We start from the raw sequence: 23,596 nt of genomic DNA, 5'->3' as shown, positions 1-23,596 counted from the left end.
ATGGCGGAAAACTCGAAGGAGTCCCTGGACGAGATCGACCGGCTGCTCATGCGCGAACTGGTGGTGGACGGCCGGGCGACGCTGGCCACGCTCGCCGAGAAGGCCGGGTTGTCGATCTCCGCGGTGCAGTCCCGGGTCCGCCGCCTCGAAGCCCGGCACGTGATCCGCGGATACACGGCGAAGGTAGATCCCGAGGCGCTCGGGCTGATGCTGTCGGCGTTCGTCGCGATCACTCCTCTCGACCCGTCCCAGCCGGACGACGCGCCGGCGCGGTTGCGGCACATCGACGCCATCGAATCCTGCCACTCCGTGGCCGGGGACGAGAGCTACATCCTGCTCGTGCGCGTCGCCTCACCGCGGGCACTCGAACAACTCCTCCAGGAGATCCGCGCGACGGCGAATGTAGCCACCCGCAGCACGGTCATCCTCCAAACATTTTACGAACGATAGCGTTGCTGTGGATCGATCTTCCGGCATGTAACCGTTATGAGAAAAAAATTTGACGTACCCTCGTGGCATGAGCACTGCATTCCGACACCCGGACGGTGCCCGCGAGCTGCCCCCGAGCCGGGTACATGCCGTTCTGCGCGAACATCTGCTGGTGGACGGGTTCGATCTCGTCCTCGACCTCGACCGATCACGGGGGGTGCGGCTCGTCGACCAACGGGACGGCACGGCCTACCTCGACATGTTCGGGTTCTTCGCGTCCTCCGCGCTCGGGATGAACCACCCCGACATCGTCGACGACCCGGCGTTCACCACCGAACTCGCCGCGGCCGCCGCGAACAAGCCGAGCAACTCCGACATCTACACCGTGGCGATGGCCCGGTTCGTCGACACCTTTGCCCGGGTGCTCGGCGACCCGGCCCTGCCGCACCTGTTCTTCGTCGACGGTGGCGGACTCGCGGTGGAGAACGCACTCAAGGCGGCCTTCGACTGGAAGAGCCGGCTCAACGAGGCTCGCGGACTCGGCTCCGACCTCGGGGGCAGCGTTCTCCACCTCTCCGAGGCGTTCCACGGCCGCACCGGTTACACGATGTCCCTCACCAACACGGACCCGGTGAAGACGGCCCGGTACCCCGAGTTCCGCTGGCCGCGCATCGACGCGCCCTACCTGGCCGCCGACCGCGACGTCGAGGCCGCCGAGGCGCACGCACTGCAGCAGGCGCACCGGGCGTTCGCCGAGAACCCGCACGACATCGCGTGTTTCATCGCCGAACCCATCCAGGGCGAGGGCGGCGACCACCACTTCCGGCCCGAGTTCTTCCAGGCCATGGCCGAACTGTGCCGCCGGCACGATGCGCTGCTGATCTTCGACGAGGTGCAGACCGGCGTCGGGCTGACCGGAAGCACATGGGCGTACCAGCAGTTCGGCGTCACCCCCGACATCGTCGCCTTCGGGAAGAAGACCCAGGTCTGCGGCATCATGGCCGGCGGCCGGATCGACGAGATCCCCGACAACGTCTTCGCGGTCTCGTCGCGCCTGAACTCCACCTGGGGCGGCAACCTGACCGACATGGTCCGTGCCCGGCGCATTCTCGAGGTGATCGAGCGGGACCGGCTCGTCGACCGAGCGCGGATGACCGGGGCACATCTGCTGTCCGGGCTGAAGCAGCTCGCCGTCCGCCACCGGCTGGTCGGCGAGCCCCGAGGGCGCGGCCTGATGTGTGCGTTCACCCTGCCCACACCGGCGGTGCGCGACGCCGTGCTCACCCACCTGCGGGTCGACGAGCACGTGCTGATGATCGGCACCGGGCAGCGCGGCATCCGGTTCCGGCCGCCGCTGACGGTCACCACCGCCGAACTGGACGAGGCACTCGACGCCCTGGATCGGGTCCTGGGGACGATCGCGCGGACCTGACGGCCCCCTCGGAGTCGCCGCGGGGCGGCGGAGGTGACCCGCGCGGTGTGCGATCGCGAACCGTCCACCGGGTGTTCCGGTCAGGACCCGGCGTCGACGCGGAACGGCAGGGTGACGTCGACGGTCGTGCCGCCGCCCTCGGGGCTGTCGAGGACGAACTCGCCGCCGAGCGCGGCCGTCCGATCGCGCAGCCCGTCGAGCCCCCCGCCGGGCGTCGGCCGCGCGCCACCGCACCCGTTGTCCCCGATCGTCATACGCAGCATGTCGCCCGTCCGGTGCAGGCCGATCCGGACGACGGTGGCCCCGGAGTGCTTACCGGCGTTGGTGACGGCCTCCGCGCCGATGAGGTACGCGGCGAGTTCGACGGGGGCCGAGGGGCGTTCGCCGAGCGCGTCGTCGATGTCCACGGGCACGGGTGCCCGCTCGGCCAGTGAGCGCAGCGCCGCCGCGAGTCCGCGCTCGGTGAGCACCGCCGGATACACGCCTCTGGCGAGCTCTCGCAGTTCCCGCAGCGCGACGTCGAGTTCGGCGGCACCGTCCGCGAGCAGCCGCCGCAGGGTCGGCTCGTCCCCGGCACGCTGTGCACGGCGCAGCAGCAGCGACGCGGCGACGAGACGCTGCTGCGCACCGTCGTGCAGGTCGCGCTCGAGGCGCCGGCGCTGGACGTCACCGGCCGTGACGATCCGTTCGCGGGAGCGCCGCACCTCGTCGAGCCGGAGCTGCAGGTCCGCGTGCAGCCGCTCGTGCTCGAGGGCCAGGCCGGTGGCGCTGCGGACCGCGGCGAGCAGCTCGGGTTGCGTCTCGAGCGACGGGTCGTACACCAGCGCGCCGACCGGTGTGCCGGCGCGCTCGAGGACGGTCGCCGCCCGGGGATCCGAGCGGCGGGGCAGAGCACGCACCGCACCGTCCGGATCGACGTACGCCGCCCGCTCCGGGACGTACGTCCACAGCACCAGGCTCGGGTCGTGCACGGCGCGTCGGAGCGCGTCGACGAACCCGGCACCGAGCGGCGCGGTGCCGATCTCGACCATCGCGTCGCTGACCGCAGCTCGGGCGAGCCGGTACCGGAGTAGGCCGATCGCGACCGCGAGCGGGAACAACGCCGTGGCCGGGTAGCGCAGGTTGAGCACCCAGGTCGGGGGCGACCAGGGCAGGTTCACCGCGCTGGAGAGCACGGCGAGTGTGATCACCGCCGAGAGGCCGTATGCGACCCCGAGCGGTGCGAATCCCGACCGGTACGCGGGCGACCCCGAACGCCAGCGCACGATCACCACCACCACGAGCGTCACCACGATCAGGAACGCGCAGAACCCGACGACGAGCTGCACGGTCCGCGCGAGGGACGGATCATCGCGCAGGAGAAGTAGATTCGTCGATGTCGACGGGGATGCCGCGGGTGCGGTCCGCGGATCGAAGAACAGCCACTCGGCCACGATGCCGACGGTGGCGAGGATCCAGGCGGCTCCGACGAACAGGCGTTGCCACGGTCGTTCCAGCCGACCGGTCGGGAATCCCACGAGGGCCTGGAGCAGGACGGGTAGGTACAGGTTCGTCGCCACCGCGCCGACGGTGAAGGCCACGGGTTCGCCGGAGCGCCGCAGACCGCCGAGGAACCACAGCAGGCCGGCCATGAGGATGAGAGGACCGGTCAGGTCGTGCGGGCGGGTGTTCCATGCGATCGCCCCGGCCACGACGAACGCCACACCGGCGCCGAGGAACAGCCCCAGTTCGGTCGGCCCGAACACCGGGAGGAACGGGCCCTCGGCGGCGGCGAAGGACTCGCGCGGCCCGAGCAGGAGCGTGCGCGCCGGATCCCGCAGTCCCGTCGGCGACCGGTCCACCGTCGCGGCGATCGTCGCGACCAGCACCACAGTGACCACGACGAGCAGCTGGATCACTCGTTGCCGCACCCCGGCCTCCTCCCGGACCGTCTCAGTCTCCTCCCGCGTCGGCGTGGGCACCACCGTGCTGGCACGGGACGCCTCCGGTGTCACCACGGTGCCGGAATCCGGTGTCACCACGGATCCGCCGACCGTCTCGGCTGCCGGCGCAGCCGGCATGAGTGCGACTGCCGGCGCAGCCGGCATGAGTGCGGCTGCCGGCGCAAGCCGGTACCCGTGTCGATCGATCGGTCGACGAGGGGGCACACACGGACACCGTCACCGGGCTGCCGGAGTTCCCCGGCCGCGCGACGCCGGTGGCACGGTCACGACAGCGTGAACCCACCCCGTTAGGGTGGGCCCATGTCGGACTCCGCCGCCGGTAGCCCTGCCCGAACGCCGGGGCCCGGGCTCGAACCGAAGTCGATCCCCAACCTGCGCGACCTCGGCGGGTGGACCACCGGGGACGGCGCGTCGGTGCGCTGGGGCGTGGTGTACCGCTCGACCGACCTGAGCCGGGTCACCGACGCGGATGCGCGCGCACTCGAAGGACTGGGGCTGACGACGGTCGTGGATCTGCGAACGGCCGCGGAACGGGAGGCGGCGCCCGACCGGGTGCCGGCCGGCGTCCGGCATGTGCCGCTCGACGTGCTCGCCGATCGTGAGCACGGTTCGATCGCCGCACACATGAAGGAGTTGCTGACCGACGCCGCGTTCGCCCGGGAGGTTCTCGGGGACGGCCGTGGCGCCGAGTACCTGCGGGGCAGCTATCGCGACTTCGTGCTGCTGCCGAGCGCCCGGGCGGCGTACCGGACGCTGCTGCGCTCGCTGCTCGTCGAGGACGGGACCCCGGTTCTCGTGCACTGCACCACCGGCAAGGACCGCACCGGCTGGGCCGCAGCCGTGCTGCTGCTGGCGCTCGGTGTGGATCGCGACTCGGTGTTCGAGGACTACCTGCGGACCAACGAGATGCTGCTGCCGGCGTTCGAACCGATTCTCGCCGCGCTCACCGCGAAGGGAGTCGAGCGTGCGGACCTCGAATCCGTTCTCGGCGTCCGCGCCGAGTACCTCGAGGTGGCGTTCGCGACGGCCGAGGACGAATTCGGGTCGTTCGACCGGTACCTCGACGACGGATTGGGGCTCACGACCGCCGATCGGGACCGACTCGGGCAGGCTCTGCTCGGGTGAGATCCGGACCGACGCTACCGCGCGACCCGGATCATCCGACGCGACCGTCCCACTCGCGCACCAGCCTCGCCGGCGCCGTGACCCGGAACGACATGTCGAGCAACTCGGCGATCTCGTCCCAGTCGACGTCGGCCCGCTCCAGATCGAACCCGATCCACCCCGACGGACCGAGGTACGCCGGGTCGTAGGTGTGGGGCTGCCCGAGCAGGGCCTCGCGCTCGGCGGCGTCCGGTTTGACGATCAGCGATCGCGGGAACTGCACGCCCGTGGCCTTGACGGACCCGCCGTACACGGCGAACGCAGTCCTCGTGTAGAAGAACGGCCTGCCGTGCGAGATCTTCTCGGCGGCACCCGGAAAGGTCAGCGCCAGCCCACGTATCCGTGTCAGCAGCGGATCGGCCTCGTCGAACATGACGGGATGCGGCATGCGCGCAGCGTACCGTCCGGCGGCGACACCACGACCGGCGTCCGTTCTCGCTGTTCGCGACGTCCCGGGCGGCGGGGAAGTCGTCCCGGCGGTCGCGGGCGCCTACGTCCGTGCGCGGGAACGACGACGCACCGCGGCGTACAGCGCGATGCCGAGCAGCGCCCCGGCCAGGTCCGCGCACCAGTCCCACACCGACCCCGACCGGCGCACCGCGACGGCGGCCTGGAGGACCTCGGTGAGCGCCGCGTACACGGCGAGCCAGGCGACGGTCGCGGCGGGCGGGATCCGGGCGAAGCGGGAGGCGTACGCGAGCACCGCGAACATCAGCGCGTGCGTGATCTTGTCGGCGTGCGGGAAGCCGGACGGGGTCGTATCGCCCGGCAGCATGAGCAGCACGGTGACGACCACGAGCGTGAGCGTCACCGGCGCGAACCGGGCGGTCATGGACGTTCGGTGACCGTCATGCCCCAGGCGCCCTCGGCGAACCGTCGCACGGCCGCCGAACCCGCGGCCAGGGCGGCGGAGCCGCCGGGTTCGGCGGTGCCGGTCAGCGTCCCGTCGGGACGCAGTTGGACGGTGGCTTCGACGGCGGCGGTCGTCGCCTCCCGGACCGACCAGTGGTAGCCGGTGTCCGCGGCCCACGCCTCGGGGTCCTCGGCGAGCAGATACCAGTTGCCCGCGTTGATCTCGACGGGCTCCACTCAGCAGCCACCCTTCGTGCCCTTGGTCGCGGAGAACAGGATTCCCGCGACCGGGATCAGCAGGAACCACAGCCAGTTGTCGAAGGCGAAGAACAGCACCAGCGCGACGAACGGGACCAGCGCCATGGCGGTGGTGCGCCACTTCTCCCACTGCTCGGCCTTCGCGGTGTCCTGTACCGGCGCAGGCGTGTTCGGGGTCGCGGGGGGCAGGTCGGTGAACAGGGTGTCGAGCTCGGCGCGGGTGGTGGCCGCTGCCGCCTTCGCGCTGCGCTCGTCGAATTCGGCGAGGGTGAGCCGGCCGGCACCGAAGTGCTCACCGAGCAGGTTCAGTGCCTGTTCGCGTTCGACGGTGCCGATACGGACCTCGGGGGAGTCGGCCATGGGTCCACACTAATGTGTCGTCAGCGACCGGTCCCGCCGGTGCCGGTCCGGAATGCTCTGGAGATGATCAGGATCAGCGCGACCGCGGAGATCAGCAGCGCCACCGGATGCCGCAGTACCAGGGCCGGGGCGACGGCGAACATGCTCATCGCCAGCAGCCACACCACGTCGGGAATGTCGCGGGGGGCGGGCGGTTGCGGTTCCCGGGGGGCGGGGGCCGGAGCGACATCGCGCAGGAAGGCCGGCTCGGCCGGACGTGGCCGCCCGCCGCGGGCGCGGACGGCGAGGACGGCGACGGTGGTGGCGGCGGCGCCCGCGCCCGTCATGATCCACACGCCCGGTTCCAGGAGTGCGTGGAGCGCGAACAGTCCGAGCACCACGACCGGGACCAGGAACCACCACCCGCGCCGACGTCCGTCGGTCCGGCCGGTCAGGGGAGGCAGGTCGGTGAACAGGAGTGCGAGGTCGCGGCGGGTGGTGGCGGCGGCGATGCGACCGCTGCGGTCCTCGAATTCGGCGAGGGTGAGCCGGCCGGCACCGAAGTGCTCGCCGAGCAGGACCTGAGCTTGCTCGCGCTCGACCGTGCCGACACGGATTTCCGGTGAATCGGCCATGTCACCACCCTAGACCCGGGACGGCCGACGGCGCGCCCCGGAATCCGAGGATTCCGGGGGCGCGCCGTCGGACGCGGGACTACTTGAGCTCGGCGAGCACCGTGCCCTGGGTGATGGCGGCGCCCGGCTCGACCGCCAGGCCCGTGACGACACCGGCCTTGTGCGCGTTGACCGGGTTCTCCATCTTCATGGCCTCGAGCACCACGATCAGGTCGCCCTCGGCGACCTCCTGGCCCTCGGAGACCGCGACCTTGACGACGGTGCCCTGCATCGGCGCGGTGACCGCGTCACCGGAGGCCTTGCCGCCGTGGGCGCCGCCGCGCTTGCGCGGCTTCGGCTTCTTGCGCAGCGCCCCGCCGGCCGCAGCGCCACCGGCGCCGAGGGTGAACTGACCGGGCAGCGACACCTCGACGCGACGGCCGCCGACCTCGACGACGACGTTCTGCCGCGGCAGGGCCTCGTCCTCGTCCTCGGTCGCGGCCGCACCGCCGGTGTACGGCTCGACGGTGTTCTCCCACTCGGTTTCGATCCACTTGGTGTAGACGTCGAACTTCTCGCCGTCCCCGACGAACGCGGGGTGCTCGACGATGTGCCGGTGGAACGGGATCACGGTGGCCAGGCCGTCGACCTCGAACTCGGCCAGGGCGCGGCGGGCGCGCTCGAGCGCCTGCTGCCGGGTCTCGCCCGTGACGATCAGCTTGGCGAGCATCGAGTCGAACTGCCCGCCGATGACGTCGCCCTGCACCACGCCGGAGTCGACGCGCACACCCGGGCCCGAGGGCTCGCGGTACACGCTGATCGGGCCGGGGGCCGGCAGGAAGCCGCGGCCGGCGTCCTCGCCGTTGATGCGGAACTCGAACGCGTGCCCGCGCGGGGTCGGGTCCTCGGTGATCTCGAGCTTCTCGCCGTTGGCGATGCGGAACTGCTGGCGCACCAGGTCGATGCCCGCGGTCTCCTCGGTGACCGGGTGCTCGACCTGCAGGCGGGTGTTGACCTCGAGGAAGGAGACGGTGTCGCCCTGGACCAGGTACTCGACCGTGCCGGCGCCGTAGTAGCCGGCCTCGCGGCAGATGGCCTTGGCGGACTCGTGGATGCGGCGGCGCTGCTCGTCGGTCAGGAACGGCGCGGGGGCCTCCTCGACGAGCTTCTGGAAGCGGCGCTGCAGCGAGCAGTCGCGGGTGCCGGCGACGATGACGTTGCCGTGCTGGTCGGCGATGACCTGCGCCTCGACGTGGCGGGCCTTGTCGAGGTACTGCTCGACGAAGCACTCGCCGCGGCCGAAGGCGGCGACGGCCTCGCGGGTCGCGGACTCGAACAGCTCGGGGATCTCCTCGATGGAGTGCGCGACCTTCATGCCGCGGCCGCCACCGCCGAAGGCCGCCTTGATCGCGACCGGCACGCCGTACTCCTTCGCGAACTCCACGACCTCGTCGGCATTGGCGACGGGGTCCTTGGTGCCCGCGGCCATCGGGGCCTGGGCGCGCTCGGCGATGTGCCGTGCGGTGACCTTGTCGCCGAGGTCGCGGATGGCCTGCGGGGAGGGGCCGATCCAGATCAGGCCGGCGTCGATCACGGCCTGGGCGAAGTCGGCGTTCTCGGACAGGAAGCCGTAGCCGGGGTGGATCGCGTCGGCGCCGGACTTGCGGGCGGCGTCGAGGATCTTGTCGAACACCAGGTAGGACTCGGCGGAGGTCTGGCCACCGAGCGCGAATGCCTCGTCGGCGAGCTTCACGAACTGGGCGTCGGCGTCGGGTTCTGCGTAGACGGCCACGCTCCCGTAACCGGCGTCCTTGGCGGCTCGGATGACCCGCACAGCGATCTCGCCGCGGTTGGCGACGAGCACCTTCGTGATGTGCGCGCTGGCATGACTGGGCACGGAGCCTCCTGTTGATCGATCGTTAGGTTATTGCCGTCTCTGGGAGTGTAGGCGCCAATCCGATAGACGATGTAACCGGATAGCCACTACACCCTACGGGTCGCCCGGAACCCGGCAACGTTACCGGTCGGTAGTCGGATCGCCCCGGTTCGCGGGTTCCGGCGTGTCCCACGCGCGACCCTCGCTCACCTCGTGCATCAATTCTCGGACCCGCTCGACGAACGGCGGCACGTTGGCCGCGGCGGTCGGCGTGTCGGGAAACCGGCCCGCCAGGTTCACGCCCTTCGGGCTGCGGTTGAACCACAGGAACACGTCGTGCGTGTAGCTGCGGCTGCGCAGTGTCCGGGCGTTCCACTGCGGCCACTGCGCGGCCATGGGGACGAAGCGAACGTCCATGTACGACACCAGGAATCGCGGTCGCATGGGTATCCCCAGCAGTTCGCCGACGAGGTCGAACGGGACCCGGGCGCTCGCCCGGGTGCGGCGCAGTTCGGCACCGGCGCGCGCCACGAGCGTCGCGAAGTCCGCGGTCCCGGTCGTGTCGATCTCGACCGGACGCAGCCCCACGAACCAGCCGAGGGCTCCGGCCCACATCGGGCCGCTGCGGGTGTGGGCGGGCGCGATCGTCCGGAACAGTTCGATCCCCGCGAGTTCGACCGCGGCCCGGGCGAGACACGCCAGCGTGCCGGCGAAGAATCCGTGCCCGGCCTCCCGGCAGCGGGCGGCGAACCGGTTGGCCCGTTCGTCGTCGAGCATCCGCACGGACAGCCGACGCTGCGGCGACCCGTCGACGGGCCGGGGGCCGAGGGGCAACGGGAACTCGGGCATGCCGCCGCCGGCGGTCAGGGCGTCTCGCCAGATCCGCACGGCCTCGTGGTCGCCGGCCAGGTCGGCGGCGTCCGTCCGTTCCGCGGCACCGAAGTCGATGTAGCTGCCCACGGGGAACAATCCGGCCGGCCGGCCGGATCGCTCCTGCTCGTACAGGGCGGTGATCTCGTGGGCGACCAGGACGACCGAGTAGGCGTCGGCCACGGCAGGGTCGGCGGCGAAGAATACCGTGAACGACGAGCCGGACGCGTCCGCGTCCTCGGGTTCGAGGGTGGCGAAGACGTACGCCTGCCACGTGTGCGGTTCGGTGCAGTCGGCGAGCAGTTGCTCGAGGTGCTCGCGGATGTCGTCCGGAGCGGAGGGCAGGTGTCGGACGTACCGGACCGACACCGCACCGGCGGGCGCGGTGCGCCGGTGCGCGCCGGCGGCCGCGTCGCCGCCCAGGGCGACGTGGCTGCGCAGCGGTTCGTGGCGGTCGATCCAGCGTTCGAGGGCCCGCCGGAACGGTTCCTGTTCGAGATGCCCGCGGACCTCGAAGGCGGTACCCAGCCACGCATCCGGAACGTCGCCGTATCGGCTGCCCGCGGTGCGGCGCAGATGCGCCTCGTGGACGTACGACACCGGCCGCGGATCGGTCGTCCAGGCATCCTCCGCGGCGCACGGCAGCCATTCGGTCAGCACACCCGCCGGGATCGGGTAGTCCGCCAGCTCGGTGAACTCCATGACATCTCAGGTGCGCAGATGCCGCTTGATGCGCGCCAGCATTGCGCTCATCCCTCGCAGGCGCAGCGGGCTGACAGCTTCGGCCAGGCCGAGGGCCGAGTAGAAGTCGTCGGGGACCTCGAGGATCTGTTCGGCACTGAGGCCGTCGAGCCCCTGATGCAGGATGGACGCGAAGCCGCGGGTGGTCGGGGCCTCGGGGGGCGCGCTGAAGTGCAGCCGCACATGCTCACGGTCGGCCGTGTCGACCGACAGGAACAGCGGTGACTGGCACTCGGGCACCGGCTCCATCGCCGCCTCCTCGAGTTCGGCGGGAATCGGCGGAAGTTCCCGGCTGAACTCGAGCAGCAGCTGCAGCTTGTCCTGGCCGTCGACCGCGGCGAAGTCGTCGACGATCTCGGCGAGAGGTGCGGGCAGGGTCACCGGGCCGGCACCTCCCCGGGCTCCTCGCCCTTGACGATCGGCACCCGTACCGCATTGCCCCACTCGGTCCACGACCCGTCGTAGTTGCGGACGTGCTCGTAGCCGAGGAGATGGGTCAGCACGAACCACGTGTGGCTCGACCGTTCGCCGATGCGGCAGTACGCGACGACGTCGGCGTCCCGCGGGATGTCGGCGTAGATCTCCTCGAGCTCGGTGCGCGACCGGAACCGGCTGTCCGGTGCCGCTGCCCGCGCCCACGGAATGGACACCGCGGTGGGGATGTGCCCGCCGCGCAGCGCACCTTCCTCGGGGTAGTCCGGCATGTGGGTGCGCTCGCCCGTGTACTCCTGCGGGGAGCGCACGTCCACGAGCGGTCCCTTGCCGAGGTGGTCAAGGACGTCGTCCTTGAACGCCCGGATCGCGGCGTCGTTCCGCTCGACCACCGGGTAGCCGCTGGTGGTGCTCACCGGGATGTCGAGGGTGGTGTCGCGGTTCTCGGCGATCCAGGCGTCGCGGCCGCCGTCGAGCAGGCGCACGTCCTCGTGACCGAACAGCGTGAACACCCACAGCGCGTAGGCGGCCCACCAGTTCGACTTGTCGCCGTAGATGACGACCGTGTCGGTGCGGCGGATGCCCTTGCGGTCCATCAGGGCGGCGAACTGGGCGCCGTCGATGTAGTCGCGGGTGACCGGGTCGTTGAGGTCGAGATGCCAGTCGATCTTCACGGCGCCGGGGATGTGGCCGACGTCGTACAGCAGCACATCCTCATCCGATTCGACGACCTTCACCTCGGGTGCGCCCAGGTGGGCGGACAGCCACTCCGTCGACACTAGGCGGGTCGGATCGGCGTAGGCGGCGAAGGACGGGTTGGCGTCGGGCGCGACGGGCACAGGTGGCTCCTGAGGCAGTGGTGACAGTTCGGTGATCGACAATCCGGTGACGACGTGCGCCGTCGATTCTAGGCGGTACCGTCGGGCAACGTGCTGTGCTCCCCGTCCGCCCCGACGGACCTCGCGACCCGCGCCGACATCGATCGGCTGCTGCGCCGGTTCTACGAGCGCGCGCTGGTCGATCCCGTGCTCGAGGCGCCGTTCTCGACCCTCGCCGTGATCGGCCTCGACGACCATCTCCCGACGATCGGGGACTTCTGGGAGCAGGTGCTGCTGCGCACCGGCCGCTACCGCGGCGCCCTGGTGCCGGTGCATGCCGCGCTGCACCGCCAGTACGGGCTCGACGCGGCCCGATTCGACCGCTGGGTGCGGCTGTGGAACGAGGCCGTCGACGAGTTGTTCGCCGGGACGAACGCCGACCGCGCCAAGGCGAAGGCGGCGTCGATCGCGGCGGCGCTCAGCGCGCGGCTGGATCGAGCATCGTCAGCATGAGCCGCGACGGCTCGACTGCTCGTACCGCGTGCGGCAGGCGGGTGGTCATGTGCACCACCCCGCCCGGCTCGAGGTCGACGGTGCGCCCGTCGGCGGTCACCTGCAGGTGGCCGGTGAGGGCCTGCAGCAGGACCGGAAACGCGGCCGTGTGCTCGCGCAGTTCCTGCCCGGCGTCGAAGGCGAAGACCACGACGCGGGCACCCTCGGCGACGAGGACGCGCTGCGGGCGCGGTCGGTCCGGGTAGGGCTCGACGGCGTCGCGGACGTCGGCGAGGTGCGACAGGGCGGGGGCGGCGGGTTCGGGCTGCGGCGCGGCGGGGCTCACGACCGCAGGCTACCGCGGCTTCGTCGCGACGATCGCCCTACCGCGGCTTCGTCGCGACGATCGCCCTACCGCGGCTTCGCCGCGACGATCGCCCTACCGCGGCTTCGCCGCGACGATCGCCCTACCGCGGCTTCGCCGCGACGATCGCCACGGCCGCGATCGACTTGCGGTACGTCGTGAACGTCGCGCGCATGCCCAGCACCCGCTTGCGGGCGTCGCCGTCGCGCAGCACGTTGCGTACGAAGCGCAGGGTGCCGAGGACGCCCTCGTCGGCGACGAACCGCGCGGGCCGCAGCAACGCCATCGGGGCGAGCCGCACGACGTCGACGCGCAGGCCGGCGTCGGTGAGCAGGGACCGCCACTCGGCGACGGTGAGCGGACGGGCGTTGACCTTGATGGAGCGGGCCAGGCCCTGCCGGATCTCGGTCTTCACCGCGTCGTCGAGCTCGTCGGGCACGAGGGCGAGCTCGTGGATCGCGTACCGGCCACCGGGGCGCAGCGTGCGCACGGCCTCGGCGACGATGCGTGCCTTGGCGGCGTCGGTCTGCATGGTGAGCATCGCTTCGCCGACGACGACGTCGGCGTCCGCATCGGGAAGGCCGGTGGCCGCGGCGTCCGCGACGACGCAGCGACCGCGGTCGCCGATCGCGTCGCGGGTCAGCGCCGCGGCGGTCTCGTCGTGCTCGACGCCGGTGTACGAGAGCGGCGCCGAAGCCAGGATCTCCCGCGCGGTCCGACCGAGGCCGGGGGCGAGTTCGACGACGTCGCTGCCTTCGATGCCCGCGTCGGCGAGCAGGCGCGTGGTCATCCCCGCGCCGCCGGGACGCAGCACGCGCTTGCCGAGGCGAGCGAGCAGCCAGTGGCCGGGCAGGTGGGCGGAGTCGCGCTCGGACATGGGCAGGGCATGGGGATCGCTCATGCCTCGATGTTAAGGGAAGGCAATCCTAAATAGAAGGGGCCTCGGCGGTGTTCGACGCCCAGAGCCGCGCCACCGACACGCCCACCTCGGCGAGCAGTCGTCGCACCAGCGGCAGGCCGATCCCGATCACCGAGGACGGGTCGCCCTCGACGCGCTCGACGAACCACCCGCCGAGGCTGTCGAGCGTGAACGCCCCCGCCACCTGCAGCGGCTCGCCGCTGGCCAGGTAGGCCTCGAGGTCGGCGTCGGTGGGGCGGCCGAAGTGGACGGTGGTGCTGCTGTGGCCGGCGGCGCGGGCGACGACCTCGCCGCCGCCCAGGCACAGGACGCTGTGGCCGGTGAGCAGGTCGGCGCTGCGGCCCGCCATCGCCCGCCAGCGCTCGCGGGCGACCTCCACCGTGCCCGGCTTGCCCTGGAGCTGCCCGTCGACCAGCAGCATCGAGTCGCAGCCCACGACGAGGGTGTCGTCACCGAGACCGTCGCGCACGAGGGCCGGCACGACGTCCGCCGCCTTCGCCCTCGCGAGCTCGGTGACCACCAGTTCGGGTGCCGCGCCGGGACCGAGCTCGGCGATCAGTGCATCCTCGTCCACCGCCGAGACCCGCACGATCGGGTCGACGCCGGCCGCGCGCAGCACGGACAGCCGGGCCGGGGACGCCGACGCGAGCACCAGCCTGGCCACGATCAGCCCAGGTTCGGGTACGAGTACGGCGAGAACGGCGCCGTCCGGCGGTGCATCCGCGTGGGGTCGCCCCACGTCTCGCGCGGGCGGTCGTCCTCTGCCGGGGCGGCGGATCCGGAGGCCGCGGCGAGCACCGCGACCAGCGCGGCGATCTCGACATCCGAGGGGTTGCCCTTGACGATCCGGATCGCCGCGGACGTCTCGGGGCCGGCGGTCTCGGCCGCCGGCGCCGTCGACTCGGCCGACTCTGCCGACTCGGCCGCTGCGACCTCGGTCACCTCGGTGTCGATGATGGTCTTCTCCTCAGCTACCGCAGTCACAACACACCTCCCGGGAGGTTACCGGAGGCGGCGGGCAGGGCGCGGGAGCGGGCGCGCTGCGCGTTCGAAGTCATGTCGTCCCTCTCGTGGGTCGGGGCCCGGCCGGCTCGGCGGAACCGAACCGGCCGGGATGGTCTCGGCCGAGTGGCCGTCAGAGGGGGATGTTCCCGTGCTTCTTCGGCGGCAGCGTGACCATCTTGCGCTCGAGCAGCCGCAGGGCCGCCACGATCTGCCCGCGCGTGTGCGACGGCGGGATGACCGCGTCGACGTAGCCGCGCTCGGCGGCGACGTACGGATTCACCAGGGTGTCCTCGTACTCGTTCTGCAGCTCGAGGCGCAGCGCGTCGACGTCCTCGCCGTTCTTGGCCGCTTCGAGCAGGCGCTTGCGGTAGACGAAGCCGACGGCACCGGAGGCGCCCATCACGGCGATCTGCGCGGTCGGCCACGCCAGGTTGACGTCCGCACCCATGTGCTTCGAGCCCATCACGTCGTACGCGCCGCCGTAGGCCTTGCGCGTGATGACGGTGATCTTGCCGACGGTGGCCTCGCCGTACGCGTACAGCAGCTTCGCGCCGCGGCGGATGATGCCGTTGTACTCCTGCTCGGTGCCCGGCAGGAAGCCCGGCACGTCGACGAGGGTGACGATCGGGACGTTGAACGCGTCGCAGGTGCGCACGAAGCGCGCGGCCTTCTCCGAAGCGTCGATGTCCAGGCAGCCCGCGAACTGGGTGGGCTGGTTGGCGACGATGCCGACGCTGCGGCCGTCGACGCGGCCGAAGCCGACGATGATGTTCTGGGCGCGCTCGGCCTGCACCTCGAGGAACTCGTCGTCGTCGAGCAGGCGACGGATCACCTCGTGCATGTCGTAGGGCTGGTTCGCCGAATCCGGGATCAGGGTGTCGAGCTCGAGATCCTCCTCGGTGAGCGAGTCCTCGATCGAGCCGACGATCGGGTCGGTCGGCGCCGTGCGGGGCGCGGCGGCCTGATTGTTGCTCGGCAGGTACGACAGCAGGTCCTTGACGTAGTCCAGGGCGTCCTGCTCGCCGTCGGCGACGTAGTGCGCGACCCCGGACTTGACCATGTGCGTGTGGGCGCCGCCGAGATCCTCCATGGTGACGTCCTCGCCGGTGACGGTCTTGATGACGTCGGGTCCGGTGACGAACATCTGGCTGGTCTGGTCGACCATCACCACGAAGTCGGTCAGGGCGGGGGAGTAGACGTGTCCGCCGGCGGCCGGGCCCATGATCAGCGAGATCTGCGGGATCACGCCGGAGGCCTGCACGTTGCGGTGGAAGATCTCGCCGTAGAGGCCGAGGGAGACGACGCCTTCCTGGATGCGCGCGCCGGCGCCCTCGTTGATGCCGATCAGAGGACGGCCGGTCCGCAGCGCGAGGTCCATGACCTTGACGATCTTCTCGCCGTAGACCTCGCCGAGACTGCCGCCGAACACGGTCGCGTCCTGCGAGAACACGCACACGTCGCGGCCGTCGACGGTGCCGTAGCCGGTGACGACGCCGTCGCCGACCGGCCGGTTCTCGGCCAGGCCGAAGTTGGTGCTGCGGTGGCGGGCGAGCTGGTCGAGCTCGACGAACGAGCCTTCGTCGAGCAGCGCTTCGATGCGCTCACGGGCCGTGAGCTTGCCCTTCGCGTGCACCTTCTCGACGGCGGCCGCACCGCTCGGGGCCTGCGCCTGAGCCTGGCGATTGCGCAGGTCCGCCAGCTTGCCGGCGGTCGTGTGGATATCGGGCGTGCTCGCCGCCTCGGGCGCGGACGGCTCCTGGACAGTGGTCATGGGCCATGAGCTTAGCGAGCGTCAGTCAGCGAGCGCGCACCGAGCCCCCGCTTGTGTTGAATCATTGAACTGAAGCTACCGGCGAGTACGGTTCGCCGCCCATCCTAGGCTGTGCGGATGCCCACCGAACCCGAACCGCAGCGTCCGCCCGTCGACCCCGCGCCCGCGCGAGGCGAACTCGACGTCGAACGGTTGCGCGCCGCCCTCGTGCGCGGCGCCGATCCCGACGCGTTCTACCGGCGCCTCGACGTGGTCACCGAGACCGCCTCCACCAACGCCGACCTGCTCGCTGTCGCCCGCGACCCCGGCACCGACCGCCGCGTGCTGCTCGCCGAGTTCCAGCACGGCGGCCGGGGGCGGCACTCGCGGGGATGGGCCGGCGTTCCCCGCGCTCAGGTGATCGTCTCGGTGCTGCTGCGCATGCCCGGCATCGACCTCGCCGACCTGGGCTGGCTGCCGCTGCTGGCCGGCACCGCGACCGTCGACGCGATCCGGTCGGTGACCGGGGTCGATGCCGAGCTGAAATGGCCCAACGACGTCCTCGTCGAGGGCCGGAAGGTAGCCGGAATTCTCGCCGAGGTCGCCGGAACCCATCCCGAGCCCGCCGTGGTGGTCGGGATCGGACTCAACGTCTCGCTCACCGAGGACGAGTTGCCGGTACCCACCGCGACGTCGCTCGCGCTCGCCGGGGCGACCGATCTCGATCGCACCGCACTCGCCGAGGGGCTGCTGCGCGAACTCGGCCGCCGCTGGCAGCAGTGGTACGTCGCGGGCTGGGACGTCACCGGACCGGCCGCGGCGTACCGCGAACGGTGCGGCACGCTCGGGCGCCGGGTGCGAGCGGTGCTGCCCGGCGACACAGAACTGCACGGCGTCGCGGTCGACGTCGACGAGCAGGGCCGCATCGTCATCACCCCGGACGACGGCGGCGAGCCGATCGCGGTGTCGGCCGGGGACATCACCCACCTGCGCCCGGTGCCCTGACCCGCCCTCGAGCACCCCGCATCGCGGCTGTGTCATCGTGTCCGGCATGGGATACCCGGAGGACGCCCTCGCCGCCGAGGAACGGCTGCTGCTGCACCGGCACCCGCACTGGAAGATGCTCATCGTCCCGGCGGCGATCTTCCTCCTCGCCACCGCGCTCGCCGGATTTCTGCTCGGCCTGAGCCAGGCCCGGCTCGACGGCTCCACCGCGAGCACCCTGACGATCGTGCTCGCGGTGGCGTGGGCGGCGATCGTCGCCTGGCAGTGCCTGGCGCCGCTCGTCGGCTGGCTGTCGACCCACTTCATCGTCACCGATCGACGGGTCCTCGTCCGGCAGGGCGTTCTCACCCACTCCGGCATCGACATCCCGATGGGACGCATCAGCAACGTGCAGTTCCGGCACGGCCTGCTGGACCGGATCCTGCGCACCGGCACCCTCGTCATCGTCTCCGCGGCCGACGACCCGCTCGAATTCGACGACATCCCCGACGTGCAGCGCGTGCATGCCCTGCTGTATCAGCAGGCCTTCCACGCCGACCCGGTGCGGGGCGGGGAACCGCGGACCGACGGGCCGAGCCGCAAAGCCTGGTAACGCGCCGTGCGCCCGGTGCCGATCCGTACGCTGGATCCGTGACCGCAGTCCTGCTCGCCGAAGACGACGAAGCCATCGCCGCGCCCCTGTCCCGCGCGCTGGGCCGGGAGGGGTACGACGTCACCGTCGAACAGACCGGTCCCGACGCGCTCGAACGGGCGCTGTCCGGTGAGTACGAACTGCTCATTCTCGACCTCGGACTGCCCGGCATCGACGGCCTCGAGGTGTGCCGGCAGATCCGTGCCCACCGCTCCGACCTCGCCGTCCTGATGCTCACCGCCCGCACCGACGAGGTCGACTTCGTCGTCGGTCTCGACGCCGGCGCCGACGACTACGTCGGCAAGCCCTTCCGGCTCGCCGAGCTCATGGCCCGGGTCCGGGCGCTGCTGCGCCGCCGCGGGGGTGGCGAGCCCGAGGACGTCGTCGAGGTCTCCGGGATCCGGCTCGAACGGGCGGCCCGGCGCGTGCTCGTCGACGGCTCCGAAGTCACCCTCGCCAACAAGGAATACGAACTGCTGCGGGTGCTGCTCGAACACGCCGGCCAGGTGGTCTCCCGTGACGCCATCCTGCAGGAGGTCTGGGGCGACGCCGACCTGCGGGGTTCCAAGACCCTCGACATGCACATGTCCTGGCTGCGCCGCAAGATCGGCGACGAGGGCCCGGCCGGGGAACGACGCATCGCTACCGTCCGCGGTGTCGGATTCCGGCTGAACACCGACTGACGGGGCCGGGGTGCGCAGCCGAATCCTGTTCGCGGTCCTCGCGGGCTCCCTGCTCGTGGCCCTGCTGCTCGGAGTCCCGCTCGCCTACACCGCCTGGTTGTTCGTCGAGGACACCGCACGCCGCGACCTGCAGGGCCGGCTCGAGCGCATGTCCGCGGAGGTTATCGCCCAGGAAGGCGCCGACGGCCTGGTGGTCGGGGGACTCGACACCAGTTCCCTGCGGCTCGTCGTCCCCGACGGCGGACGCCTCCTCGTCGTCTACCCGACCCCCGAGGACGCCGCGGCCCGGCTCGACATCGGTGCCGCCACGGTGCCCGACCCACTGGTCGAGTCCCTGTCGATGGGAACGTCGGGATCCCTGCGGCTCGAGGCGCCGTCCGAGGACATGCGTCTGCTGCAGCGGCAGGTTCTCGTCGGGGTGACGCTGCTCGTGCTGCTGTCCGTGGCTGTCGGTGCCGTCGTCGCCGTCGTCACCGCGCGCCGGCTGGCGGACCCCTTGCGCGACGTCGCAGCGCGGGCCCGCCGGCTGGGCGAAGGCGACTTCCGGCCCGATCCGCGCCGGCACGGCATCCCCGAACTCGACCGCGTCTCGGACGTCCTCGACGCCGCCACCGTCGAGATCGCCGGTCGCCTGCAGCGCGAGCACGCCCTCGTCGGCGACGTCTCGCACCAGCTGCGGTCCCGGCTGACCGCGGTGCGGCTGCGCCTCGACGAGCTGTCCACCCACACCGACCCGGCCGTCGTCGAGGAAGCCGAGGAAGCGATGCGCCAGGTGGACCGGCTCACCACCGCCATCGACGAACTGGTCCGCGCGTCCCGCAACAGCGGTTCCGAACTGCGCACCGAGGTGTCCGTCGTCGGGGAGCTGACGGGGGTGATCGCGGACTGGCGAGGCCCCTACAAGGAAGCGGGGCGGGAGTTGCACCTGAGCGGGGATCCGTCGCTGCGCAGCCGCGTGACCGGGTCCCGGCTGCGCGAGGCCGTCGCGGTGCTGGTCGACAACGCGCTCATGCACGGCGACGGCACGTGCACCGTGTCCGTGCGGCGGGTCTCGACCCTCGGCGGCGGATCGACGGTGTGCGTGGAGGTCACCGACGAGGGGGACGGTGTCAGCGACGAGCTGGCGCCGCACATCTTCGACCGCGGCTTCTCCGGTACCGGCTCGACCGGTGTGGGCCTGGCCCTCGCCCGGGCTCTGACCGAGGCCGACGGTGGGCGCCTGGAACTGCAGCGCCGCCGCCCCGCCCTGTTCGCACTGTTCCTCGGCTCCACCCGTGACGAGTCCACCCACACGGGGATCCGGGAACCGCGCTGAACCGTGAGTGGGGGCGGGACCGGAGTCAGCCCGGGTTCAGGAGTGTCCCAGGCCTTCCTCGGCGAGTTCCTCGTGCCCGGGAACCTCGTCCCCGTTCGGATTCATCTCCTCCGGGAACACGAAGCGGCGGAAGCACCAGAACCGGAAGACCATCTGCAGCAGATTGCCGATGATGTACGCGCTGACGAAGTCGGCGATGTTCTCGACGGTGAGGCTGACGTCCGGTACCCGCAGGTCGAACACGTAGCTCGAGATCCACAGCGGGATGAAGCTCAGGACCACGCCGATGCCGCTGACGGCGAAGAACAGCAGCGCCTCGTGGTGCCGTTCCCGGCCGCCCCGGTTCTTGAACGACCACTCCCGGTTGAGGACGTACGAGCAGATCACGGCGATCACCCCGGCGATGACCTTGGCGGTCACCGGCTTCTCCTCGAGCACCGTGAGCTTGAGGGTGTAGAAGATGACCGAGTCGACGACGAAGGTGGTGCCGCCGACGATCGCGAACTTGATCAGCTCGTGGTGCCGCAGCAACAGCCCCCGGAGAGGCTCGGGGACTCGGTTCACGGCCGCATCGACGAAAGACACCCGGACGAGTCTACGAAACCGTGGCTCGAAGACACGAACCCGCCGGTGGATTATCAGCTTTACCACAGGAACGCGGGGGTGTCGCGCGGGAGCGCGGCGCCACCCCCGTCGCCCGCTGTGACACCATGGTGAGCCGTGACCGCTACACCCCCGGACTCGGCCGCCGCGACCCCCGCCCCCGCGGCCGGCGACACCCCCTCGCACACTCCCCGCACGCTGCCCGCCGGTATGCCGGTCGTCGCGATGGTCGGCGGCGGTCAGCTCGCCCGCATGACCCACCAGGCCGCGATCGCGCTCGGCCAGACCCTGCGGGTGCTGGCCGCGAGCCCGGACGATCCGGCCGCCCGGGTCAGCCCCGACGTGGTACTCGGCAGCCACACCGACCTCGACGCGCTGCGCAGTGCCGCGACCGGCGTCCACGCCCTCACGTTCGACCACGAACATGTGCCCACCGAGCACCTCGAGGCGCTGCAGCGCGAAGGCGTCAGCGTGCAGCCGCCGCCGCAGGCCCTGATCTATGCGCAGGACAAGCTCGCGATGCGTCGGCGCCTCGCCGAGCTCGGCGCACCGGTGCCGCCGTTCGCCGAGCTCACCTCGGTCGAGGACCTCACCGCTTTCGGCGACGAGCACGGCTGGCCCGTCGTGATCAAGGCCGCCCGCGGCGGCTACGACGGCCGCGGTGTGTGGATCACCGGCGACGCGGACGAGGCGCAGCGGATCGTCGCGGAGCAACTCGCCGCCGGGGTGCCGCTCATCGCCGAAGAGAAGGTCTCGTGGCGGCGGGAGCTGTCCGCGATGGTCGCGCGCTCGCCGTTCGGGCAGGGCGCGAGCTGGCCCGTGGTCGAGACGGTGCAGCTGAACGGGCAATGCGCCGTCGTCATCGCGCCCGCCCCGAACCTGCGGGCCGACGTCGAAGCCGCCGCCGAACAGCTGGCCCTGCGCATCGCCGCCGAACTCGGTGTCGTCGGGGTCATGGCCGTCGAGCTGTTCGAGACCGAGACCGGCGAGTTGATCGTCAACGAACTCGCGATGCGGCCGCACAACTCCGGGCACTGGGGCATGGACGGTGCCCGCACCGGCCAGTTCGAGCAGCACCTGCGTGCGGTGCTCGACTACCCGCTCGGCGACACGTCGCCGATCGCGCCGGTGACGGTGATGGCGAACGTGCTCGGCGCCCCCGAGGCGCCCGAGATGAGCATGGACGAGCGGCTGCACCACCTGTTCGCCCGGATGCCCGACGTGCGTGTGCACCTCTACGGCAAGGGTGAGCGCAAGGACCGCAAGATCGGGCACGTCAACGTGCTCGGGGACGCGACCGGGTCGATCGACGACCCGCAGTACGTGGCGGCGGTGCGCGAACGCGCGGAGCGCGCGGCGCACTGGCTCTCGCACGGAGTGTGGACCGACGGATGGGATTCTCACGGTGACTGACGGAGCACAGGTCGGCCTGATCATGGGCAGCGACTCGGACTGGCCGACGATGCAGGCTGCGGCCGAGGCGCTCGTCGAGTTCGGCATCCGCTTCGAGGTGGGGGTCGTCTCGGCCCACCGCACCCCGCAGCGCATGCTCGACTACGCCCGCGACGCCGCCGGACGTGGCATCAAGGTGATCATTGCCGGCGCCGGCGGCGCCGCGCACCTGCCGGGCATGGTCGCCTCCGCGACGCCCCTTCCGGTGATCGGCGTGCCGGTGCCGCTGAAGTACCTCGACGGCATGGACTCGCTGCTGTCGATCGTGCAGATGCCCGCCGGGGTGCCCGTTGCGACCGTCTCCATCGGCGGAGCCCGCAACGCCGGGCTGCTCGCCGCCCGCATCCTCGGCGCGGCCGACCCCTCGCTGCGGGAACGGATGGAGCAGTTCCAGGCCGGCCTCGAGCAGATGGTGCTCGAGAAGGACGATGCGTTGCGGCAGAAGCTGCTCGGCTGACTTCGTGCACGTACGCGCGCTTTTCGGTCGTCCGCGCTCGAAATCGAGCGCGCGGACGACTGCGCGCCGCGCGGATCGTTCTGTGCGCGCGTCGCGCGGTGACCCGCAGGCCCGCGCGGTGACGGCCCTGGCGCTGTTGTGGGCGCGCGTGTGGGGCGGCCGCATCGACTTCGACGACGAGTTCGGTCTCTACCTCTGCACCGGAATGCGCGGCGGCTACGCCCGCTCGGGGACGACGATCGGCGGGGCGTTCCTCACCGGCCGGTCACCGTCGCGCCGGATCCTGCGGCACGAGGCGGTCCACGCCGATCAGTGGGCGCGGCACGGCATCGGCTTCGCGATCCGATATCTCCGGGAAGAGCTGCGCCGTCCCGGTGCCCGCAACCGGTTCGAGATCGAGGCCGGCCTCGCCGACGGCGGCTACACCGGCGGGGTCAGCCGTCCAGACGGGCGGTGATCTTCTCGCTCGCGGCCCGTCGCTCCGTGGCCGCCGGATCCGGGTTGCTCACCTGCACCAGCGACGCGCCGGCGGCGAGGACGGCGAGCAGGCCCTCGATCAGTGCCTGCGGGGTGCTCCAGTCGCGGCTCGACAGCACCCGGTCCGCACCCGTGATGCCTGCGGCCGCGGCGGCGTCCCGGGCCGCGGCCACCACGTCGTCGGCCGTCCGTCCGTCGAGCACCGGCCCGCCGTCCCCGGCGGAGCGGAACTGGTCACCGTGCACCCGCACGTGCGTCGCATAGTCGGTGACCCCGACCGGCAGGTCCGGCACGGGCCGGCCGAACGCGTCGAGCGAGAGGACCGCGACCTCGGCGGCGTCCGCGACCTCGTCGAGACGGTCTGCGGTGACCAGCGCGAGATCCGGGTCGTCGGGTTCGAGCACCACCTCGGCGCCGGCCCACCACGCGCCGAGCAGGACCGCGGCGCTCTGCCAGTGGGCCGGGAGCAGGACGGCCACCCGCCCGCCGGGCAGCAGGCCGAACTCGTCGCGCACCATGTTCGCCGTCTTGGCGGCCCAGTTCGCGAGGGTGACCGCGGACAGCTCGATCCGGGCGCCGGATTCGTCGTCGTACCACGTGATGCGGGGGCCCGCCGGGTCGGCGGCCAGGATCGGATCGAGCAGGGTGTCGGTCAGCGTGGTCACAGTGTCCTCG

At 71.6% G+C, this 23,596-nt stretch carries 28 protein-coding genes; 11 read left to right on the top strand and 17 right to left on the bottom strand.

Annotation, left to right across the window (positions count from 1 at the left end; all coding sequences use genetic code 11):
• Together LZP97_RS11395 and lat are read left to right on the top strand one after the other, a co-directional pair.
• The gene (locus LZP97_RS11395; RefSeq protein ID WP_010594793.1) at positions 1–450 is read left to right on the top strand and encodes an Lrp/AsnC family transcriptional regulator; all 450 of its coding nucleotides are present in this window, start codon (positions 1–3) and stop codon (positions 448–450) included.
• A 67-nt stretch (positions 451–517) separates the two neighbouring features.
• The gene (gene lat, locus LZP97_RS11390; protein ID WP_048770725.1) at positions 518–1,861 is read left to right on the top strand and encodes an L-lysine 6-transaminase; all 1,344 of its coding nucleotides are present in this window, start codon (positions 518–520) and stop codon (positions 1,859–1,861) included.
• A gap of 80 nt (positions 1,862–1,941) precedes the next feature.
• On the opposite strand, the gene LZP97_RS11385 is transcribed toward lat, so the two are convergent.
• Complete coding sequence (locus tag LZP97_RS11385) at positions 1,942–3,879, bottom strand: sensor histidine kinase (RefSeq protein ID WP_234575023.1); 1,938 nt, start codon at positions 3,877–3,879, stop codon at positions 1,942–1,944.
• A gap of 225 nt (positions 3,880–4,104) precedes the next feature.
• Between LZP97_RS11385 and LZP97_RS11380 the strand changes: the two genes are divergently transcribed.
• Entirely contained in the window at positions 4,105–4,929 is an 825-nt protein-coding gene (locus LZP97_RS11380; protein ID WP_010594789.1) for a tyrosine-protein phosphatase, read from the top strand.
• 31 nt (positions 4,930–4,960) lie between these two features.
• On the opposite strand, the gene LZP97_RS11375 is transcribed toward LZP97_RS11380, so the two are convergent.
• The 9 genes from LZP97_RS11375 to LZP97_RS11335 all read right to left on the bottom strand — a co-directional run bounded on the left by LZP97_RS11375 (position 4,961) and on the right by LZP97_RS11335 (position 11,789).
• The gene (locus LZP97_RS11375) at positions 4,961–5,356 is read right to left on the bottom strand and encodes an MmcQ/YjbR family DNA-binding protein (protein WP_010594788.1); all 396 of its coding nucleotides are present in this window, start codon (positions 5,354–5,356) and stop codon (positions 4,961–4,963) included.
• Between the two features lie 102 nt (positions 5,357–5,458).
• Entirely contained in the window at positions 5,459–5,800 is a 342-nt protein-coding gene (locus tag LZP97_RS11370) for a VanZ family protein (protein ID WP_017679596.1), read from the bottom strand.
• On the bottom strand, positions 5,797–6,057 hold the full coding sequence (locus LZP97_RS11365) for a hypothetical protein (RefSeq protein WP_048770727.1): 261 nt from the start codon (positions 6,055–6,057) through the stop codon (positions 5,797–5,799). The genes LZP97_RS11370 and LZP97_RS11365 overlap by 4 nt, the downstream gene beginning before the upstream one ends.
• Positions 6,058–6,438 carry a DUF1707 SHOCT-like domain-containing protein gene (locus LZP97_RS11360; protein WP_010594785.1) on the bottom strand — a complete coding sequence of 127 codons (381 nt, stop codon included), beginning with the start codon at positions 6,436–6,438 and terminating at the stop codon, positions 6,058–6,060.
• A gap of 20 nt (positions 6,439–6,458) precedes the next feature.
• Positions 6,459–7,052, bottom strand: a complete 594-nt coding sequence (locus LZP97_RS27475; RefSeq protein WP_048770730.1) for a DUF1707 SHOCT-like domain-containing protein — start codon at positions 7,050–7,052, stop codon at positions 6,459–6,461.
• Between the two features lie 79 nt (positions 7,053–7,131).
• The gene (locus tag LZP97_RS11350) at positions 7,132–8,928 is read right to left on the bottom strand and encodes an acetyl/propionyl/methylcrotonyl-CoA carboxylase subunit alpha (protein WP_010594783.1); all 1,797 of its coding nucleotides are present in this window, start codon (positions 8,926–8,928) and stop codon (positions 7,132–7,134) included.
• Between the two features lie 120 nt (positions 8,929–9,048).
• Positions 9,049–10,479 carry a condensation domain-containing protein gene (locus LZP97_RS11345; protein WP_048770732.1) on the bottom strand — a complete coding sequence of 477 codons (1,431 nt, stop codon included), beginning with the start codon at positions 10,477–10,479 and terminating at the stop codon, positions 9,049–9,051.
• 6 nt (positions 10,480–10,485) lie between these two features.
• Positions 10,486–10,899 carry a SufE family protein gene (locus LZP97_RS11340; protein WP_010594781.1) on the bottom strand — a complete coding sequence of 138 codons (414 nt, stop codon included), beginning with the start codon at positions 10,897–10,899 and terminating at the stop codon, positions 10,486–10,488.
• Positions 10,896–11,789: a sulfurtransferase gene (locus tag LZP97_RS11335; RefSeq protein ID WP_010594780.1), complete on the bottom strand. Its 894-nt coding sequence runs from the start codon at positions 11,787–11,789 to the stop codon at positions 10,896–10,898. Before LZP97_RS11335 ends, LZP97_RS11340 begins: the two co-directional genes overlap by 4 nt.
• 90 nt (positions 11,790–11,879) lie before the next feature.
• Here LZP97_RS11335 and LZP97_RS11330 point away from each other — a divergent pair, with 90 nt between their 5' ends.
• A complete protein-coding gene (locus LZP97_RS11330; RefSeq protein ID WP_010594779.1) occupies positions 11,880–12,281 on the top strand; it encodes a group III truncated hemoglobin in 402 nt (133 codons plus the stop codon).
• Here the strand turns inward: LZP97_RS11330 and LZP97_RS11325 are convergent.
• The 5 genes from LZP97_RS11325 to LZP97_RS11305 form a co-directional block, all read right to left on the bottom strand.
• On the bottom strand, positions 12,247–12,606 hold the full coding sequence (locus tag LZP97_RS11325; RefSeq protein ID WP_010594778.1) for a cupin domain-containing protein: 360 nt from the start codon (positions 12,604–12,606) through the stop codon (positions 12,247–12,249). The two genes, LZP97_RS11330 and LZP97_RS11325, sit on opposite strands and share 35 nt — an antisense overlap.
• A gap of 121 nt (positions 12,607–12,727) precedes the next feature.
• Positions 12,728–13,525, bottom strand: coding sequence for a class I SAM-dependent methyltransferase (locus LZP97_RS11320; RefSeq protein ID WP_010594777.1), 798 nt, complete (start codon positions 13,523–13,525; stop codon positions 12,728–12,730).
• A gap of 25 nt (positions 13,526–13,550) precedes the next feature.
• The gene (locus tag LZP97_RS11315; protein WP_048770734.1) at positions 13,551–14,207 is read right to left on the bottom strand and encodes a Maf family protein; all 657 of its coding nucleotides are present in this window, start codon (positions 14,205–14,207) and stop codon (positions 13,551–13,553) included.
• A gap of 2 nt (positions 14,208–14,209) precedes the next feature.
• The gene (locus LZP97_RS11310; RefSeq protein ID WP_010594775.1) at positions 14,210–14,527 is read right to left on the bottom strand and encodes an acyl-CoA carboxylase subunit epsilon; all 318 of its coding nucleotides are present in this window, start codon (positions 14,525–14,527) and stop codon (positions 14,210–14,212) included.
• 151 nt (positions 14,528–14,678) lie between these two features.
• A complete protein-coding gene (locus LZP97_RS11305) occupies positions 14,679–16,319 on the bottom strand; it encodes an acyl-CoA carboxylase subunit beta (protein WP_010594774.1) in 1,641 nt (546 codons plus the stop codon).
• Positions 16,320–16,436: 117 nt separating this feature from the next.
• On the opposite strand from LZP97_RS11305, the gene LZP97_RS11300 reads away from it, so the two are divergent.
• The 4 genes from LZP97_RS11300 to LZP97_RS11285 are packed head-to-tail and all read left to right on the top strand — an operon-like array spanning position 16,437 to position 19,932.
• On the top strand, positions 16,437–17,303 hold the full coding sequence (locus LZP97_RS11300; protein ID WP_010594773.1) for a biotin--[acetyl-CoA-carboxylase] ligase: 867 nt from the start codon (positions 16,437–16,439) through the stop codon (positions 17,301–17,303).
• A gap of 46 nt (positions 17,304–17,349) precedes the next feature.
• A complete protein-coding gene (locus LZP97_RS11295) occupies positions 17,350–17,895 on the top strand; it encodes a PH domain-containing protein (protein ID WP_010594772.1) in 546 nt (181 codons plus the stop codon).
• 38 nt (positions 17,896–17,933) lie between these two features.
• Positions 17,934–18,617: a response regulator transcription factor gene (locus LZP97_RS11290; protein ID WP_010594771.1), complete on the top strand. Its 684-nt coding sequence runs from the start codon at positions 17,934–17,936 to the stop codon at positions 18,615–18,617.
• A 10-nt stretch (positions 18,618–18,627) separates the two neighbouring features.
• A complete protein-coding gene (locus LZP97_RS11285; RefSeq protein WP_010594770.1) occupies positions 18,628–19,932 on the top strand; it encodes a sensor histidine kinase in 1,305 nt (434 codons plus the stop codon).
• A 36-nt stretch (positions 19,933–19,968) separates the two neighbouring features.
• Here the strand turns inward: LZP97_RS11285 and LZP97_RS11280 are convergent, their stop codons facing one another.
• Entirely contained in the window at positions 19,969–20,517 is a 549-nt protein-coding gene (locus tag LZP97_RS11280; RefSeq protein ID WP_096824245.1) for a GtrA family protein, read from the bottom strand.
• Between the two features lie 135 nt (positions 20,518–20,652).
• Between LZP97_RS11280 and LZP97_RS11275 the strand changes: the two genes are divergently transcribed.
• The 3 genes from LZP97_RS11275 (at position 20,653) to LZP97_RS11265 (ending at position 22,901) form a co-directional block, all read left to right on the top strand.
• The gene (locus LZP97_RS11275; protein WP_020480515.1) at positions 20,653–21,948 is read left to right on the top strand and encodes a 5-(carboxyamino)imidazole ribonucleotide synthase; all 1,296 of its coding nucleotides are present in this window, start codon (positions 20,653–20,655) and stop codon (positions 21,946–21,948) included.
• A complete protein-coding gene (gene purE / locus LZP97_RS11270) occupies positions 21,941–22,444 on the top strand; it encodes a 5-(carboxyamino)imidazole ribonucleotide mutase (RefSeq protein ID WP_010594767.1) in 504 nt (167 codons plus the stop codon). Before LZP97_RS11275 ends, purE begins: the two co-directional genes overlap by 8 nt.
• An 82-nt stretch (positions 22,445–22,526) precedes the next feature.
• Positions 22,527–22,901 carry a hypothetical protein gene (locus LZP97_RS11265; protein WP_010594766.1) on the top strand — a complete coding sequence of 125 codons (375 nt, stop codon included), beginning with the start codon at positions 22,527–22,529 and terminating at the stop codon, positions 22,899–22,901.
• Here LZP97_RS11265 and LZP97_RS11260 read toward each other — a convergent pair.
• Positions 22,879–23,586, bottom strand: coding sequence for a TIGR03089 family protein (locus tag LZP97_RS11260; protein ID WP_048770739.1), 708 nt, complete (start codon positions 23,584–23,586; stop codon positions 22,879–22,881). The two genes, LZP97_RS11265 and LZP97_RS11260, sit on opposite strands and share 23 nt — an antisense overlap.
• Between the last annotated feature and the right edge of the window lie 10 nt (positions 23,587–23,596).

The organism is Rhodococcus sp. DMF-1 (assembly GCF_021441945.1).
Classification (GTDB): domain Bacteria; phylum Actinomycetota; class Actinomycetes; order Mycobacteriales; family Mycobacteriaceae; genus Rhodococcus; species Rhodococcus ruber.
This window is presented reverse-complemented; position numbering and strand designations above follow the sequence as displayed.

What these genes read in the sequence shown, in the direction of transcription:
- LZP97_RS11395 (WP_010594793.1), top strand. Translation starts at nt 1, where the DNA reads ATGGCGGAAAACTCGAAGGAGTCCCTGGACGAGATCGACCGGCTGCTC.
- lat (WP_048770725.1), top strand. Translation starts at nt 518, where the DNA reads ATGAGCACTGCATTCCGACACCCGGACGGTGCCCGCGAGCTGCCCCCG.
- LZP97_RS11380 (WP_010594789.1), top strand. Translation starts at nt 4,105, where the DNA reads ATGTCGGACTCCGCCGCCGGTAGCCCTGCCCGAACGCCGGGGCCCGGG.
- LZP97_RS11375 (WP_010594788.1), bottom strand. Translation starts at nt 5,356, where the DNA reads ATGCCGCATCCCGTCATGTTCGACGAGGCCGATCCGCTGCTGACACGG.
- LZP97_RS11370 (WP_017679596.1), bottom strand. Translation starts at nt 5,800, where the DNA reads ATGACCGCCCGGTTCGCGCCGGTGACGCTCACGCTCGTGGTCGTCACC.
- LZP97_RS11360 (WP_010594785.1), bottom strand. Translation starts at nt 6,438, where the DNA reads ATGGCCGACTCCCCCGAGGTCCGTATCGGCACCGTCGAACGCGAACAG.
- LZP97_RS27475 (WP_048770730.1), bottom strand. Translation starts at nt 7,052, where the DNA reads ATGGCCGATTCACCGGAAATCCGTGTCGGCACGGTCGAGCGCGAGCAA.
- LZP97_RS11345 (WP_048770732.1), bottom strand. Translation starts at nt 10,479, where the DNA reads ATGGAGTTCACCGAGCTGGCGGACTACCCGATCCCGGCGGGTGTGCTG.
- LZP97_RS11320 (WP_010594777.1), bottom strand. Translation starts at nt 13,525, where the DNA reads ATGAGCGATCCCCATGCCCTGCCCATGTCCGAGCGCGACTCCGCCCAC.
- LZP97_RS11305 (WP_010594774.1), bottom strand. Translation starts at nt 16,319, where the DNA reads ATGACCACTGTCCAGGAGCCGTCCGCGCCCGAGGCGGCGAGCACGCCC.
- LZP97_RS11300 (WP_010594773.1), top strand. Translation starts at nt 16,437, where the DNA reads ATGCCCACCGAACCCGAACCGCAGCGTCCGCCCGTCGACCCCGCGCCC.
- LZP97_RS11295 (WP_010594772.1), top strand. Translation starts at nt 17,350, where the DNA reads ATGGGATACCCGGAGGACGCCCTCGCCGCCGAGGAACGGCTGCTGCTG.